Origin of the sequence: Enterococcus saigonensis, from assembly GCF_011397115.1 — a bacterium.
Taxonomy (GTDB): domain Bacteria; phylum Bacillota; class Bacilli; order Lactobacillales; family Enterococcaceae; genus Enterococcus_C; species Enterococcus_C saigonensis.
Window position 1 is genome coordinate 2,450,656 of record NZ_AP022822.1, and the last position, 16,037, is coordinate 2,466,692.

Genomic DNA, 16,037 nt, shown 5'->3' on the forward strand with positions numbered 1-16,037 from the left:
TTTGTGCACTTTTAACGTTTTTTACTTTCACCTATAGATAACTTTGCTCTGTCATACTAGTTTGGTAGATTTTTACAACATCTTCCACTTGCAGCGGTACAAAAGCCTCCGTTGCAATTTTACTATATGAAACAGCTTGTTTGGCCATCACTTCAAATTTACTGTCATCTTTAATCCCGACTTCTGGTAAGGTCATGGGAATCCCACAGGCTTTGAAATAATCATAAGTTTTTTGAATTGCCATCCGAGCAGCCAACATGGGAACCGTTTCTGTAATCCCCCAAACATTGCGACCATATTGTGCAAATTTGATAGCATTTTCTTCATTTAATACATGGTGCATCCAGCGGGGCGTTAAAATTGCTAACCCAATTCCATGAGTAATATCATAAAAAGCACTCAATTCATGCTCCATTGCATGACAAGACCAAGTTCCTCCTTTCCCATTACCGGTTAAACCGTTTAGCGCTAAAGTACTAGCCCACATTAAATTTGCTCGCGCATCATAATCTTCTGGTGCAGCTAAAGCAATAGGACAGTTTTTTATCACCGTCCGCATCAATCCTTCACTAATCCCATCTTGGACATCTGTCGCCGGTGTTACGTTAAAATAATTTTCAAATAAATGGCTCATAATATCTGCAGATCCTGCAGCAGTCTGGTATTTACCGACACTAAACGTATTCTGCGGATCTAAAAAAGAAACTTTTGGCAATAAATTTTGGCCGCCCATACCTAATTTTTGATTGGTTTGCCAATTGGTAATCACAGCGCCCCGATTCATTTCACTACCAGTAGCAGCTAATGTCAAAATCGTAACGATTGGTAAAGCCGGCCCGTCATAATTGCGCTTTTTAATCACGTCCCATGGTTGGTCTGTTGAACTGCCATGAACTGCTGCTACTGCTTTGGCACAGTCGATCGTTGAACCGCCGCCGACTGCTAAAATCACATCAATTTCATTTTCGGCACACAATTTTGCGCCTTTGGCTACTGTTTCAATCCGCGGATTTGGTTCCACACCCGCCAGTTCAATAATATTAACCCCCGCTAGTTCTTTTAAAACTCGATCATACAAGCCGTTTTTCTTGATGCTGCCTCCGCCATATACAAGCAATACATTTTTACCAAATTTTTCAATTACTTGCGCTAGTTCTTCAAATCGATCTTTTCCAAACCGAATGTCTGTTGCTACATTAAACGTAAAATTATTCATACCTGTTACTCCTTTAAAATTAATTTATATTATCACTTTACTCCTAAGCCAAAATAAAAGGAAGCTGATAATTCAGCGGATAACTTCAAAAAAGAGGCTGCCTGAAAAGGCAGATATCCTTTTCAAAACAAACCTCTATTTGCTTATTCTTTAATGGCTGTTTCCAAGCCGACTTCAATCATATCGTTAAATGTGATTTGGCGTTCTTCTGCCGTTGTTTCTTCACCAGTAATCATATGATCACTAACCGTACAAATCGCAAGAGCTTGAACGTGGAATTTTGCAGCTAAATAATACAAAGCAGCAGCTTCCATTTCTACTCCTAAAATCCCCATATTTGCCAAAGCAAACGTTTCGGTTAAATCGTCTTTATAAAAAGTATCTTCTGACAAGATATTCCCCACATGAGTGGTAAACCCTTTTTCTTGGGCAATTTCATAAGAATTTTTCAACAATGTAAAATCGGCAATTGGTGCATAGTGGAAAGATTGAAAATTCTTTTGTACTATGGAGGAGCTAGTCGTTGCAGCTTGGGCGATAATTAAATCTCGTACGTGTACATCTTCTGATAAAGCTCCACAAGTTCCCACCCGAATTAGTTTTTTTACACCATAAGAGTTAATCAACTCATGGGCATAAATACTAGCAGAGGGCATCCCCATACCAGTTCCTTGCACGGATACCCGCTCACCTTTATAAATACCAGTATAGCCTAGCATCCCTCGAACGTTGTTGTAGCAGATTGGATCTTCTAAAAAAGTCTCGGCAATATATTTTGCCCGCAATGGATCTCCTGGTAATAAAATTTTATCGGCGATTTCACCGGCTTGTGCTTCAATATGAACGCTCATGAATAACTTCCTCTCCTTGTCAATTATGTTAAACAATTTATCTTACTAAAATTAGTCTGCCAGTTTTCTTATAACTTTGCTAGTGTTTCTTTCACCAATGCTTTAAATTCTGCCTTAACCTGTTCTGTTGTTTCCACCACTTCAGCATGGTTTAAGTTTTTTTGCATACCGGCAGCTAGATTAGTAATACAAGAAATCCCCAGAACTTTCAAGCCACTATGAGCAGCTACGATTACTTCTGGTACTGTAGACATACCGACTGCATCTGCACCAATCGTACGAGCAAAGTGAATTTCCGCCGGCGTTTCATATGTTGGACCAGAAAATCCCATATAGACGCCCTCTTTTAAATGCAATCCCGCCGCTTTTGCGACATCTTTTGCCACAGTCCGGTATTCTGGGGTATAAGCTTGACTCATATCAGGAAATCGTGGTCCCATACTATCTTCATTTGGTCCAATTAAAGGATTTGCTCCCATAAAATTAATGTGATCTGTAATTAACATTAAATCCCCTGGCGCAAATGTTTCATTCACACCACCACAAGCATTGGTTACAATCACAGAATGTGCTTTTAAAGCTTTCATCACCCGCACAGGATAGGTAACAGTCTGCATCGAATTGCCTTCATAGTAGTGGAATCTCCCTTGCATCGCCAATACTTTTTTACCGGCTAAATCGCCATAAACCAATTGACCCGCATGACCCACTACGGTTGAAACAGGAAAGTGAGGAATTTCATTGTAGGAAATTACAACGGGATTCGTGATTTCTTCGGCCAATTCCCCCAAACCAGAACCTAAAATCAAGCCGAATTCAACGTCTTCTACGCCTTGTTCTTTGATAAAATCAGTTGTTTCTTGTAATTGTGCTAAAATCGCTGTCATAAAGACCTCCACTAGTTGAATTAAAGTTTTACATAATCTTCTTTGAAAATAGAAAAAAAGATTACGCTGACAACAGTTAAAGAAATTCTCTGTTATCAGCTTGTTTTAAATGTTTTATTTTAAATCTGCTAAGAAACTTTTCCCGTTTTCAGTAGCCGGTACAGCAAAGTTTTCTGCAATTGTCGCAGCAATATCTGCATAAAAGCCTTGCGGTAACGCGCCTTGTCCTGTCATTTGTTTGCTGTAAGCAAGCAATGGGACATATTCACGAGTATGATCTGTACCAGGGAAAGTTGGATCGTTACCGTGATCGGCTGTAATTAACAACAAATCATCATCGGCCATATTATCCAACAATTCGGGAATGCGTAAATCAAAGTCTTCAATTGCATGCGCATACCCCACCACATCTCGACGGTGACCATACAACGCATCAAAATCGACCAGGTTGGTAAAACTTAAACCGGTAAAGTCTTTTTTCATTACCTCTAATAATTTATCTACACCATCCATATTACTCTTTGTGCGAATTGCTTCAGTAATACCTTGACCGTTAAAAATATCATTGATTTTACCAACTGCAATCACATCTTTACCGTTATCTTTTAAAGAATCCAACACTGTCTTACCAAATGGATCCAAAGCATAGTCGTGACGATTACTTGTACGAGTAAAATTACCTGGTTCTCCCACATACGGACGCGCAATAATACGACCAATCATGTAAGGCTCATCTTTTGTAATATCCCGGGTAAATTGGCAAATACGATACAATTCTTCTAAAGGAATAATTTCTTCATGGGCTGCAATTTGTAAAACTGGATCAGCAGAAGTATAAACAATTAAATCACCTGTTTTCATTTGGTGTTCACCATAATCATTAATCACTTCTGTTCCTGAATACGGTTTATTGCAGACAACTTTACGACCAGAAAAATCTTCAATTTGTTTTAATAGCTCAGCTGGAAAGCCATCTGGAAATACACGGAAAGGTTTTTTAATATTTAAGCCCATAATTTCCCAATGCCCAGTCATCGTATCTTTGCCAACAGAAATTTCTTCTAACTTTGTAGCATACCCTTTATGCTCTTTTTCGTCTTTAACACCATCTAATGGGCGAATACTACCTAAACCTAATTGTTCTAAGTGCGGAATAGTTAAACCCGCTTCTTTTGCAATGTGACCTAGCGTATCTGCACCAACATCACCAAATTTTTCAGCATCCGGTGCTTGCCCAATACCAACTGAATCCATCACGATCAAATGTACACGTTTAAACATTTTATTCCCTACTTTCTATAATTTTAAGCTACCTCTATCTTACTAGAAGTCGCAATATTTAGCAGTTGTAAACAACTCTTTTAAACCATAAAAAAGAGCAGGACAAAGCGACAATGTCCCTTAGTCCCACCCTTAAACAAACTATTTTGATTTAATATAATTGGTACCATTGGCTTTGGGACCTGATGCTTTTCCTAAGAAAATTACCAATACCAAAATGGTTAAAACATATGGTGCTGCTTGTAAGTAAACATCTGGAATTGATGAGATAATCGGTAACTTGGCACCGGCAATACTGATGTTTTGAGCAAAGCCAAAGAACAAAGCCGCTCCCATTGCACCAAGAGGATTCCATTTACCAAAAATCATTGCGGCCATTGAAATGAAACCTTGACCAGCAATTGTTGTAATAGCAAAACGCCCTGAAATAGATTGCGCAAAAACTGCGCCTCCCATACCACCTAAAAAACCAGAAATTAATACGCCTGAATAACGCATTAGATAAACATTAATTCCCAGTGTATCTGCTGCTTGAGGATGTTCCCCAACCGAACGCAAACGCAAGCCAAATTTCGTTTTAAAGATTATAAACCAAGCTAAAATGGCAATCAGAATTGCGGCATAAGCAGGTAAAAATGTATCTTTAAAGAAAATTGGGCCAATTACTGGAATATCTTTCAAAACTGGAAAACTATAGTAACCTAATGTACCACTAATGTTATCTGTCTGGCCTTTGCCATACATAGCTTTAACCAAAAAGACTGCCAACGCTGGAGCCATTAAGTTCATAACAGTCCCCGAAATAATATGATCTGCACGAAAATTAATTGTTGCCACTGCGTGTAGCAATGAGAAAACAATCCCTGCAAGGCCACCCACTAAAATGCCTAGCCAAGGGGTCATTGCCCCCAATTGCTCATACATTTCTAAATTAAATACGATAGAAGTAAACGCGCCGATTACCATGATTCCTTCCAAACCAACGTTTACAATTCCGCTACGTTCTGAGAATACCCCACCTAGTGCAGTTAAGATCAAAGGAGCGGAATAAATCAGGGTCTGGGTCAAAATTGAGGCAATTAAATCAATACTCATTAGATTTTCCCTCCTTCTTCATCTTGATCACTTGGATTGGTTTCAACTTCTGTAACAACTGCAACTTCTTTTTTCGGACCAAAGAATTTTGCCAAGGCAAAACGAATCACAAAACTAATACCGACAAAGAAGATGATAATCGCAATGTCTACATCAACTAATTCTGATGGAATACCAGCAACTTGCATCCCTTGACCGCCAAGCTTCAAGACACTAAATAGTAACGCTGACAGTAAAATACCTACTGAACTGCCACTTCCTAGTAATGAGACTGCCATTCCGTCAAAACCAATTGATAATGACGTTCCTTGAACAAAGAAGTTTTGGAAAGTTCCTAAACCTTGAACTACACCGCCAAGACCCGCTAAACAACCTGAAATAACCATTGAAACAATGATTGTTCGTTTACTACTCATTCCTGCATATTCTGATGCAAATGGATTCAAACCAACTGAACGAATTTCATAACCTAGTGTAGTTTTTTTCATTAATAAATAGACTAAGACTAAGAAAATTAAAGCGAGAAAAATCCCCATATTTAAACGTGAATGATTGGAAATTTCAGTTAAAAAGTTTGTTCGTAATGAACCATTTTCGCCAATCATTTTTGTAACACCTTTATTACTCATCAACTTTTCGTCCATCACATTGTTAACAATATGAGTACTTGTATAAAGTAAAATATAGTTCATCATGATGGTAACAATAACTTCACTCGTACCAAAAAAGGCCCGCAAAACACCTGGAATTGCCGCTGCGATTGCACCAGCTAACGCACCAACGATAATTGCTAAAGGTAAAACGATAATTTTAGGAGCGTCTGGCAAAGCCAAAGCAACCCAAATACTAGCAACCCAGCCACATAAAGCTTGACCAGAAAGACCAATATTGAAGAATCCAGCAGAATTGGCCACTGAAAATCCTAGGGCTGTAAAGATTAACGGCCCAGCCGTTACAAAGATTTCGCCAATATTACGAGGATTAATGGCACCTGTTTGTGGATTTAAAAAGGCGGTTTTCAACATTTGACTATAACCGGCAACAGGATTAAAACCAAAGGCTGCCATAATAATGCCACCAATGATAAAACCAAGTAAAACCGCAATAACCGGTACTAGTAGATTTCTGATTTTTTCAGAACGATTATTCAACTGCCTCACCTACTTCCTCCGTTTGCGCTTGCGTGCTTTCTTTGGCTAATTCTGCTCGCGCATCTTCCAATGAATAACCCGCCATTAGCAAGCCAAGTTCTTTTTCGCTCGTTTCTTGAGGTGTAACTTCCCCTACAATTTCCCCAGCGTGTAAGACAACAATTCGGTCAGAAACATTTAGAATTTCTTCTAATTCAAAGCTGACTAACAATACTGCTTTAAATTTATCCCGTTGCTCAATTAAGCGTTTGTGGATAAATTCAATTGCCCCAACGTCCAGTCCCCGAGTTGGATTCGCAACAATTAACAGATCTGGATTTCGATCAATTTCGCGAGCAATGATTGCTTTTTGTTGATTACCACCAGATAATGCTTTAGCTGGCACCAATTCATTAGTTGTTCGTACATCGTACTCTTTAATTAAATCTCGCGCTTTTTCGTTAATTTCACCGTAGTTTAAAAAACCGTTCTTACTTAATGGCTCTTGGTAATAAGTCTGCAATGCCATATTTTCAGCTAAAGTCATTTCTAACACTAAGCCATATTTATGACGGTCTTCTGGTACATGGCCCACACCTTTTTCCACGATTTGGCGTGGTTTTTTATTCGTGATATCATCACCATCTAAAAGAACTTTCCCACTTTCAACTTTACGTAAGCCTGTTAGTGCTTGAATTAATTCAGATTGCCCATTACCGTCAATTCCAGCAATACCTAACACTTCACCAGCACGAACTTGTAGACTTAAGTTCTTGACAGCCTCTAAACCGCGGCTTTCTTTCACCACTAAATTTTCAACCGACAAAATAACTTCTTGGGGATTTGCATCTTTTTTCGGTGTCTTAAAGGAAACAGCACGCCCTACCATCATATCTGCTAATTCTTGACTGGTAACGTCTTTGACTGTTACTGTGCCAATACCTTTTCCCCGTCGAATAACGGTACACTGGTCAGCCACTTTTTTAATTTCATCTAACTTATGAGTAATTAAAATAATCGACTTTCCTTCTTTGACTAAGCCATGCATAATGGCAATGAGTTCATCAATTTCTTGGGGGGTTAAAACTGCGGTTGGTTCATCAAAGATTAATACTTCAGCACCGCGATACAATGTTTTTAAGATTTCCACCCGTTGTTGCATCCCCACTGAAATGTCTCTAACATAGGCATCTGGGTCAACTGCTAAACCATATTGCTCTGAAACCCGCATAATTTCTTCTCGTGCTTTTTTACGATCAATCACGCCAGCTTTTGTTGGTTCACTACCTAATATGATATTTTCTGTCACGGTAAAAGCATCCACTAACATAAAATGCTGATGCACCATCCCGATGCCCAATTTATTGGCAGCAGTTGGACTTGTGATATTAACTTTTTGACCGTTCATAAAAATATCACCAGAAGTTGGCTCTAACAATCCTGACAAAACGTTCATCAAAGTTGACTTACCAGCACCATTTTCTCCTAAGAGAGCATGAATTTCTCCTGGTTTGACCCGTAGATTGATATCGTCATTGGCTTTGAAATCGCCAAAGGCTTTGGTGATATGTCGCATCTCAATGACATATTTCTCTTCTTGTGCCAAATTTTTTCACATCCTTACTTTTCGTCTTGCGCAACTTGTAAAATTAAATACGTTATCTATAAATGCAAAAATTTTTGCGGCATTGCCGCCAGGAAATTGCTTTCCTTAAAGCTAAGTTTGTTTTAAAAGTTTTATTTTGTAACGGTTACAACCGAATCGTTAAAAAATTTCAAAGCTGCAAATTAACTTTTCAAACTCACCGTTAAAGAAATCATTTGAAAAATCAGGTCTTGTCCGTCAAACAGACAAGACCTGAAAATTAATTATTTAACGTCTTTTGGTACTTCTGGAACTTCGATTTTGCCGTCTGCAACTTCAGTTTTAATTTCTTTGATTGCTGCTTTAGCGTCATCTGATAAGAAACCGTCAGTTAAGTCAACACCGCCATCTTTAAGACCGTATACCAAGTGTTCGCCACCAGGGAATTTGTCTTCTAAAGCACGGTTAGAAATATCTTGTACGGCAGCACCCACACCTTTAAGTGTAGAAGCTAAAGTACAGTTGTCATCTTTACCATCGGCAGTTTGGAATTTACCTTCTGCTTCTTGATCACTATCCACACCTAAAACCCAAACTTTTTTATCTTTTAATTCTGCTTCAGTAGATTTTTTGTTTAATTCTTTTGCTTCAGAGAATACACCAGCGCCCGTACCACCAGAAGCGTGGAAAATTACATCTACGCCGTCACGATACATTGCAGCTGCTAAGGCTTTACCTTTAGCCGCATCGTTAAATGAAGCTGCGTATTCATTTTCGATTGTAATTTCTTTGTTTAATTTTTTCGCTGCATCTTTAACACCTTGTGTAAAACCAGCATCAAAACGGTCGATTACAGCACCTTCTTCACCACCGATGAAGCCAACTTTATTTGTTTTTGTTGTATAAGCTGCAGCATAACCTGCTAAATATGAAGCTTCATTGTCTTTAAATGTTGCAGAAACAACATTTTTCTTACCATCAATCACACTATCAATAATAACGAAATTATTGTCAGGGTTTTGATCTGCTGCTTGTCCAATGGCATCTGTTAATAAGTAACCTACACCAAATACTGTCTTGAAGCCATTTGAAACTGCATTATCAATGTTTGTTGTGTATTGAGATGCATCGTTAGATTGGAAGTAGTTAAAACCACCTACTCCTTTTTTCAAGTTATGTTCTTTACCCCAAGCTTGTAAACCTTCCCAAGCAGATTGGTTGAAAGAACGGTCATCAATCCCGCCGATGTCAGTTACAATTGCAGCACTATGTTTTGCATCTGTACCTTCATCTGCACCGCCACCTGTGCTATCTGTACTGTTACTTCCGCCGCCACCGCAGGCACCTAACAACATAATGGATGCTAACGCAACTGTTGCCAGACCAAATATTTTTGCTTTTTTCATTTCTGTAAAGCCCCCTAAAAGTAATTTTTTCAACAGCCAACCTGACTGAATGAACATGTTTTAGCGACCAGTAGCTACTAGTCAAAATCTTTATCTGTAAAAGAATATGGTAACAATTCTCCTACTGTGGTTTCTTTTGTCACGCCATTATCACCGACTAGAGTCACCGGCATTTCCGGCGAGCAAAATTCTGCCATTACTTGACGACATGCGCCACAAGGTGAAATTGGTTCTGGCGTATGACCAGCTACCACTAAATGACTGAATTCTCTTTCTCCTTCTGAAACTGCTTTAAAAAATGCAGTCCGTTCAGCACAATTTGCTAAACCATACGAAGCATTCTCAATATTCAATCCTTGATAAATTTTTCCTGCTTTGGTGACTAAACACGCCCCCACTGGAAAATGCGAGTAAGGCACATAAGCTTTTGTTAAAGCCTCGGTTGCCACATTAATCCATTCTTCTTTTGCCTTCATTTTTTCACCTGACCTCAAATTTACAAGTCGTTATTCATTTAATTTTAGTAGCCGCCACCTTGTGAACCTGTCACAATCGCTACACTAGCAGATGTTCCAAGGCGATTCGCTCCAGCTTCTACCATTGCCATTGCTTCTTGTTCATTGTGAATACCACCTGAAGCTTTGACACCCATTTGAGGCCCTACGGTTTGACGCATTAAACGTACATCTTCTACAACAGCGCCGCCAGTTGAAAAACCTGTAGACGTTTTAACAAAATCTGCCCCTGCAGCTTTGGCTAATTCACACGCTTTCACAATTTCTTCATTACTCAATAATGCTGTTTCAATAATGACTTTAACTAATGCTTTATCTTTAGCTGCCTGCACAACTGCTTCAATATCTTGTTGGACTTTTTTGTATTGTGCTGATTTCAAAGCTCCAACATTAATCACCATATCTACTTCATCGGCACCATTGTTAATAGCATCTGTCGTTTCATATGCTTTAACTTCTGATGTGTTCGCTCCTAGAGGAAAACCGATTACGGTACAAACCGCTGTTGGTTCACCCTTTAATTGCTCCGCAGCAAAACTCACCCAAGTAGGGTTAATGCAGACTGAATAAAAATGATATTGTTTTGCTTCTTCAATAATACGCAAAACATCTTCTTGTGTAGCATCTGCTTTTAAAATTGTGTGGTCAATCATGCGATTTAATTCCATTTTGTACAACTCCTAAAAAATTTTTTAGTTTGCATATTATAAAAAATAAAACAAGCTAATTTTTTCATGCTGAACTTTTACTATGTCTATTTTACCATTTATCCGTCAATTCAAAAACTGATTATAAAGAAGATGCCTATTCCGTGATGATGTCATGGATTAATGGTGGCTCACTACCTGTTTGGCCAATCGTAATATTACGATACAGTAACTCTTTGACTTCTGATACATCTTGGGTGTTACTGTAAATGGTTAAAAGTGATTCGCCTTTTTCAACCTTGTCGCCAACTTTTTTGTGCAATTTCAAACCTACCGCATAATCAATTTCATCTTCTTTTGTCTTACGACCAGCACCTAATAACATTGCCGCAATCCCGATTTCATTGGCTACTAATTTTGTGACAACACCACTTTTTTTAGCTGGTAAACTAATTTCATATTGTGCAGTCAATAAGCGTTTTGGTTCATCTACGACAGTTTCATCTCCACCTTGATTTCTGATCATTTCTTTGAATTTTTCTAATGCTTTACCAGAAGACAGTGCTTCTTCTAACATTTTTTGTGCTTCTTCTAGCGTTTGGGCTTGTTTGGCGAGCACGACCATTTGACTGCCTAATGCATAACACATTTCAACTAAATCAGCAGGACCATTTCCCTTTAGTGTTTCGATTGCTTCGACAACTTCCAAACTATTTCCAATCGCTTCACCTAAAGGTTGTGACATATCTGAAACAACGGCCATTACTTGACGATTGGCTAACTTTCCAATTCGCACCATTGTATGCGCTAAACGGCGGGCATCTTTGATATCTTTCATAAAAGCACCATCGCCCGTGGTCACATCTAACACAATGGCATCCGCACCCGCTGCAATTTTTTTGCTCATAATTGAACTGGCAATTAACGGAATGGAGCTAACCGTTGCTGTTACGTCGCGTAAAGCGTAAAGCTTTTTATCTGCTGGGGCTAAGTCACCTGACTGGCCAATTACCGCAACTTTACTTTCATTGACAATCCGAATAAAATCTTCATCAGAAATTTCAATTTTAAATCCAGGAATCGCTTCTAACTTGTCTAAGGTTCCACCCGTGAACCCTAAACCTCGGCCAGACATTTTAGCAACGGGAACACCAACACTTGCAACTAATGGCGCTAATACCAAAGTAGTTGTATCCCCTACACCACCGGTAGAATGCTTATCCACTTTAATTCCTTCAATGGAAGATAAATCAATAACTTCCCCAGAATGTGCCATTGCTAATGTTAAGTTCGTAATTTCTTCGTCTGTCATATCTGTAAAATAAATCGCCATCAATAAAGCGCTCATTTGATAATCTGGAATATCACCTTTTGTGTATTCTGTAATAATAAAGTCAATCTCTTCTTTAGATAACAATTGACCCTCACGCTTCTTTTCGATTAAATCGACCATTCGCATGCCTTTTCCTCCTCAAGTCCAGTGTTATTATACAACAATAATTCGATTGGTAAACCACTTTAGTAAAACAGTTTACCTAATAAACTTCAAGCTTATGAAGCGCTTACAGAAGCAATATACTGTATTACGCTTCGCTTGTCAAGGTCATCACACTCTCACGAATAATTAATTTAGTATCAAATACTTTATTCGGAATCCGCCGTTCTGGAAACTCAATCGCATCGACTAAAAACTTTGCAGCATAAAAGCCAATATCAAAAGCTGGTTGCAAAACGGTGGTTAACGGTGGCGTAACATATTCTGTTAAGTTCAAGCCATCAAAACCGATCACTGAAATATCTTCTGGTACTTTTTTTCCTAATTCATAAATTGCCTGATAACAACCAATGGCCATTGAATCATTGCTGCAAAAAATTGCTGTTAACTCTTTTTGATGCAACAATTCCTTAGCGGCTTGATAACCTCCAGCAACTGTCAGCTCATTTTCCACCACGTAGCGACCTTTATATGCTATACCGTGGTCTTTTAAACAATGGCGATAGCCATTAAATCGCTCTTGCAATTGATAATAGCCGGTACTTTCTTTTAACATGCCAATATTTTTGTGTCCTTGTTTGATTAGGTAATTTACCGCTTGGTAGGCTCCTTCGTAATCTTTGACAATTAAACGACCACTACTTCGCTGATTAATTCCACGATCAATTAAAATTGTTGGCATATTGTGATAGATAGGACTCCCGATTTCATAACCCTTTGGTAGTAAATGCGGTGTTGCAAACAACACACCATCGACAGAACGGTGGCTCAATTCTTCTAAATACGTAATTTCTTTTTCTTGGCTTTGTTGGGAATTGCATAAGATAATCATATAGCCCAGCGGATTGACATAACGCTCTGCACCCTCCACTACTTTTGAGAAGAAAAAATCTGTCACATCAGGAATAATCATTCCGATGGTTTTGGAGCGACGATTAATCAAATTAGATGCAAAAAAATCAGGTTTATAGTGATACTTGTTAACAATATCCCAAACCCGTTGCCGCGTTTCGTTACTAAAGCGTGTCCCTTTATTATTTAAAATTTGCGAAACTGTTGTAACAGATACTCCTGCCATTTCAGCAATTTGTTTAATAGTCAACTTCATTTTTAATCCCCCCACAAGCCATAGTGTACCAAAATCTACTTTAAAAAAATAGCGGGTTGTTATATGAATAACTTTTTAAAATTCTTATTTTCGTGTAAAAAAGGTTCAGATAGCAAAATGATTTACTATCTGAACCTTTTTTGACTTTTATTCATTTATTATACATGTATTTACCATTCTCTTTATGATTATGACTCAACGACTTAGTTTTACGTGACTTTTCGCCAAGTTTAATAACCAAAATTATTACACACGGAACAATTGTTACAATATTTGTCAAAAAGACTGCAAAATCCTCAATTATTAATCCATAGATAATCCAGAGCATTACACCTAGTGTATACAAAATATATGTAGATAGTGAGATGCTAGATGTATCTTTAGTCCGAATTGTTTTAATAGATTGTGGTATAAATGAAATTCCTGTTAGCACACCTGCAATCAAACCTAATGCTATCATTATTGACATTTTCCCTCAATTATTTTTTTCAAATCATACATCATTTTGTAATTTTCAAGAACCTCGTTTGCAATATCTCTTAAAGTAACAGTTGACATCAATTGATCTTCGGCATGCATAAATAAAATTGTTAACTCTACATTCTTTTCTTTGGCTTCCTGAGTAATTACTTTAAAATGTTCCTTTTCACCAATCAATAGATACTTATTGGCTTCTTCAATTAATTTCTCAGCACTTTCAAAATCTCCCAACCGAGATTTCTGCATACTCTCCATTACCATTGATTTAGCGCTGCCAACATTACTAATTATATTAAATGAAATTAGTTCTAGACCTTCCATGCTACACCATACACCACTTTCTCATTTATATTGAATAACTATAATTTGGTATCCATTTACTATCGGAACTGTAAATTCTAATTTATTATCCTCAATACCATAGTCTAGTTCTTGATGTTTACGGACATCAGTTACAGAGTTTATCTCAATACTTTTGGATAAAGCCTTATCCAAAGAAATACATACTTTTACATTATGAATAGGAATAACCTCTTCAATTGTATCTAGTTCAACCGCCTTACGTTGTGGTAAATAGTGTAACAAATTGAGAATCAATTTTTTTTGTTCATAATTATGATTAAGTATAACATCTCCTGTTGAAGGCAAGCTTGTCGTGATAATTGGTCCTTCTAATAATGCATTTAATGCCGACAAAATAAGTTGTTTATATTGTAAAACACCATGAACCTTATACATCTCAAACAACGGATGAGTAAAATACATCACTCGGTTGCTTCTAGTTACAACGGGATGACCAGTAAACTTGCTGACCGGAGCCTGAAAATGAGAATAATAATGCTGATAGTTACGCTGATACATCGGTTGCTTTTCTTTACCCAATACTTCCGCTTCAATCGGCTCTACTAAAATACCAGATCCATGTAATACAAGCTCTCCTTTTGGTAAATCATTAAAAAATAATCCATAGCATCCATAAGTAGGCTTAAACGAATTTTCTCCAACATAATTAATTCCCCATTCAGGTAAAAAAATATTTCTTTCATTTAAACCGCTCTCATAGGTTGCCAATATTTTCCCAACATTGTTTTCCAAATAATCTTTAATCTTTTTTTCTATCTTATTTGTTAGTGTGATTTTATCAGGGAGTATAATCACTTTATAGTGATTCCAATCCATTTCCAAGTCAACAATATCAAATTGATATTGTCCTTCATTCAAAATGTTAACAGCTCCCGCCAAAGAAATATCAACCTTACTTGCACTGTCTGTAGTAACTCCTGGATGAACTATGGCGACTTCAGTTAAAGCAACGCTATTGTCGTTATAACCTTCCAGCTGCTCCACTTGGTTATATACTTTTCCAATTAACTCGTATGTCGCTGATTGAAGTGTGCCATCAGGATACATTTGATCACCTATAGAGCATTTAGCTCCGTGTGCTAAAGCTAAGAAAGTCTCATACTCTAAAGCTGCTAAATTTTTATAACTACCAAAATCGGCCCATACTTTATGAAATTTGCCAGTCATACCTACGTATTCTTTGCCTAAGTTCTTTGCATATCTTACTACCGTAGGAAAATGTTGATATCCCCATTCCCCGCTAGGTAATGATTCAATTTCTAAATGACTATATTCATTTAAGTTTGACCTAATACTTGGTAAAATATTCCCTTCATTAAAGAAAATTGGACAAGTTTTATCTATTTCCTGAACAGTTGTATAAATTTCATCCTTTAAAAATTGTTCTGTCTGCTTAGCAAATATAACTCTATCGTCTTCAGATTCTGGATTCAACCCTATTTTTATCATTTTATCAATACAGTAATTACAACAACAGGTATCCTGCCATACAATATCAAAAAATAACCCATCAAGTTTTGATATAAAGTGAAGCATCATATCTTTAATTTGTTCTTTTAAATAGTCAAGATATGGTGTGTTAAAACAAAGAGTTTTCCACCCAGGTTCCATCTGTCCATAATTTTGGAATCCATATATACTGTTATCTGGTTTACGCTCCAACCATTCTGGATGCTTATCAGCAGAAAAAGAATCCCATCCAACAGTTACATATATTGGAGATTTAATCCCTATTTCATGACATGCATCTACTTGTTCCATTAGAAAATCCCCTTGCATTTGAGGGTGCCTTGCAGGAAGTTTTGTATCATAATAGATATGTCCATGATGACATCTACCAGTTAGTGTAACCGAGTTTATATGAGCATCCTTTAAAGTTTTTTGGAAAACTTCTTTATTGAAACTTTTCCCTAGTGTAAAGGGGAGCTTTGGAGTATGAAAATCTAAATGTACTTGACGATAAGGTAATTTATTCATC

At 37.5% G+C, this 16,037-nt stretch carries 15 protein-coding genes; all 15 read right to left on the minus strand.

Annotated elements, in window-relative coordinates:
• Positions 1-31 precede the first annotated feature (31 nt).
• Positions 32-1,216 carry an iron-containing alcohol dehydrogenase gene (locus EsVE80_RS11820; protein ID WP_173103884.1) on the minus strand — a complete coding sequence of 395 codons (1,185 nt, stop codon included), beginning with the start codon at positions 1,214-1,216 and terminating at the stop codon, positions 32-34.
• Between the two features lie 143 nt (positions 1,217-1,359).
• Positions 1,360-2,067: a purine-nucleoside phosphorylase gene (gene deoD / locus EsVE80_RS11825; RefSeq protein WP_173103885.1), complete on the minus strand. Its 708-nt coding sequence runs from the start codon at positions 2,065-2,067 to the stop codon at positions 1,360-1,362.
• 68 nt (positions 2,068-2,135) lie between these two features.
• The gene (locus EsVE80_RS11830; RefSeq protein WP_173103886.1) at positions 2,136-2,954 is read right to left on the minus strand and encodes a purine-nucleoside phosphorylase; all 819 of its coding nucleotides are present in this window, start codon (positions 2,952-2,954) and stop codon (positions 2,136-2,138) included.
• Between the two features lie 114 nt (positions 2,955-3,068).
• A complete protein-coding gene (gene deoB, locus EsVE80_RS11835) occupies positions 3,069-4,235 on the minus strand; it encodes a phosphopentomutase (protein ID WP_173103887.1) in 1,167 nt (388 codons plus the stop codon).
• Between the two features lie 141 nt (positions 4,236-4,376).
• Positions 4,377-5,330, minus strand: a complete 954-nt coding sequence (locus tag EsVE80_RS11840; RefSeq protein WP_173103888.1) for an ABC transporter permease — start codon at positions 5,328-5,330, stop codon at positions 4,377-4,379.
• On the minus strand, positions 5,330-6,481 hold the full coding sequence (locus EsVE80_RS11845) for an ABC transporter permease (RefSeq protein WP_332107360.1): 1,152 nt from the start codon (positions 6,479-6,481) through the stop codon (positions 5,330-5,332). Before EsVE80_RS11845 ends, EsVE80_RS11840 begins: the two co-directional genes overlap by 1 nt.
• Complete coding sequence (locus tag EsVE80_RS11850) at positions 6,474-8,036, minus strand: ABC transporter ATP-binding protein (RefSeq protein ID WP_173104204.1); 1,563 nt, start codon at positions 8,034-8,036, stop codon at positions 6,474-6,476. Before EsVE80_RS11850 ends, EsVE80_RS11845 begins: the two co-directional genes overlap by 8 nt.
• Before the next feature lie 293 nt (positions 8,037-8,329).
• A complete protein-coding gene (locus EsVE80_RS11855) occupies positions 8,330-9,451 on the minus strand; it encodes a BMP family lipoprotein (protein WP_173103890.1) in 1,122 nt (373 codons plus the stop codon).
• Positions 9,452-9,528: 77 nt separating this feature from the next.
• Entirely contained in the window at positions 9,529-9,927 is a 399-nt protein-coding gene (locus EsVE80_RS11860) for a cytidine deaminase (RefSeq protein WP_173103891.1), read from the minus strand.
• Between the two features lie 44 nt (positions 9,928-9,971).
• Positions 9,972-10,634 (minus strand): deoxyribose-phosphate aldolase, encoded by a 663-nt coding sequence (gene deoC / locus EsVE80_RS11865; protein ID WP_173103892.1) that lies wholly within the window; start codon positions 10,632-10,634, stop codon positions 9,972-9,974.
• Positions 10,635-10,770: 136 nt separating this feature from the next.
• Complete coding sequence (locus tag EsVE80_RS11870; RefSeq protein ID WP_173103893.1) at positions 10,771-12,072, minus strand: pyrimidine-nucleoside phosphorylase; 1,302 nt, start codon at positions 12,070-12,072, stop codon at positions 10,771-10,773.
• A 124-nt stretch (positions 12,073-12,196) separates the two neighbouring features.
• Entirely contained in the window at positions 12,197-13,216 is a 1,020-nt protein-coding gene (locus EsVE80_RS11875; protein WP_173103894.1) for a LacI family DNA-binding transcriptional regulator, read from the minus strand.
• A 151-nt stretch (positions 13,217-13,367) separates the two neighbouring features.
• The gene (locus tag EsVE80_RS11880; protein WP_173103895.1) at positions 13,368-13,685 is read right to left on the minus strand and encodes a SemiSWEET family sugar transporter; all 318 of its coding nucleotides are present in this window, start codon (positions 13,683-13,685) and stop codon (positions 13,368-13,370) included.
• On the minus strand, positions 13,676-14,017 hold the full coding sequence (locus tag EsVE80_RS11885; protein ID WP_173103896.1) for a PTS lactose/cellobiose transporter subunit IIA: 342 nt from the start codon (positions 14,015-14,017) through the stop codon (positions 13,676-13,678). Before EsVE80_RS11885 ends, EsVE80_RS11880 begins: the two co-directional genes overlap by 10 nt.
• A 21-nt stretch (positions 14,018-14,038) precedes the next feature.
• A complete protein-coding gene (locus tag EsVE80_RS11890; protein WP_173103897.1) occupies positions 14,039-16,036 on the minus strand; it encodes a beta-galactosidase trimerization domain-containing protein in 1,998 nt (665 codons plus the stop codon).
• Position 16,037: the final 1 nt, after the last annotated feature.

Bases quoted from the DNA above. Each gene is read 5' to 3' on its own strand.
- EsVE80_RS11830 (WP_173103886.1), bottom strand. From the start codon at position 2,954: ATGACAGCGATTTTAGCACAATTACAAGAAACAACTGATTTTATCAAA.
- EsVE80_RS11870 (WP_173103893.1), bottom strand. From the start codon at position 12,072: ATGCGAATGGTCGATTTAATCGAAAAGAAGCGTGAGGGTCAATTGTTA.
- EsVE80_RS11890 (WP_173103897.1), bottom strand. From the start codon at position 16,036: ATGAATAAATTACCTTATCGTCAAGTACATTTAGATTTTCATACTCCA.
- EsVE80_RS11860 (WP_173103891.1), bottom strand. From the start codon at position 9,927: ATGAAGGCAAAAGAAGAATGGATTAATGTGGCAACCGAGGCTTTAACA.
- EsVE80_RS11855 (WP_173103890.1), bottom strand. From the start codon at position 9,451: ATGAAAAAAGCAAAAATATTTGGTCTGGCAACAGTTGCGTTAGCATCC.
- deoC (WP_173103892.1), bottom strand. From the start codon at position 10,634: ATGGAATTAAATCGCATGATTGACCACACAATTTTAAAAGCAGATGCT.
- EsVE80_RS11880 (WP_173103895.1), bottom strand. From the start codon at position 13,685: ATGTCAATAATGATAGCATTAGGTTTGATTGCAGGTGTGCTAACAGGA.
- EsVE80_RS11850 (WP_173104204.1), bottom strand. From the start codon at position 8,036: ATGCGACATATCACCAAAGCCTTTGGCGATTTCAAAGCCAATGACGAT.
- EsVE80_RS11820 (WP_173103884.1), bottom strand. From the start codon at position 1,216: ATGAATAATTTTACGTTTAATGTAGCAACAGACATTCGGTTTGGAAAA.
- deoD (WP_173103885.1), bottom strand. From the start codon at position 2,067: ATGAGCGTTCATATTGAAGCACAAGCCGGTGAAATCGCCGATAAAATT.
- deoB (WP_173103887.1), bottom strand. From the start codon at position 4,235: ATGTTTAAACGTGTACATTTGATCGTGATGGATTCAGTTGGTATTGGG.
- EsVE80_RS11840 (WP_173103888.1), bottom strand. From the start codon at position 5,330: ATGAGTATTGATTTAATTGCCTCAATTTTGACCCAGACCCTGATTTAT.
- EsVE80_RS11875 (WP_173103894.1), bottom strand. From the start codon at position 13,216: ATGAAGTTGACTATTAAACAAATTGCTGAAATGGCAGGAGTATCTGTT.
- EsVE80_RS11885 (WP_173103896.1), bottom strand. From the start codon at position 14,017: ATGGAAGGTCTAGAACTAATTTCATTTAATATAATTAGTAATGTTGGC.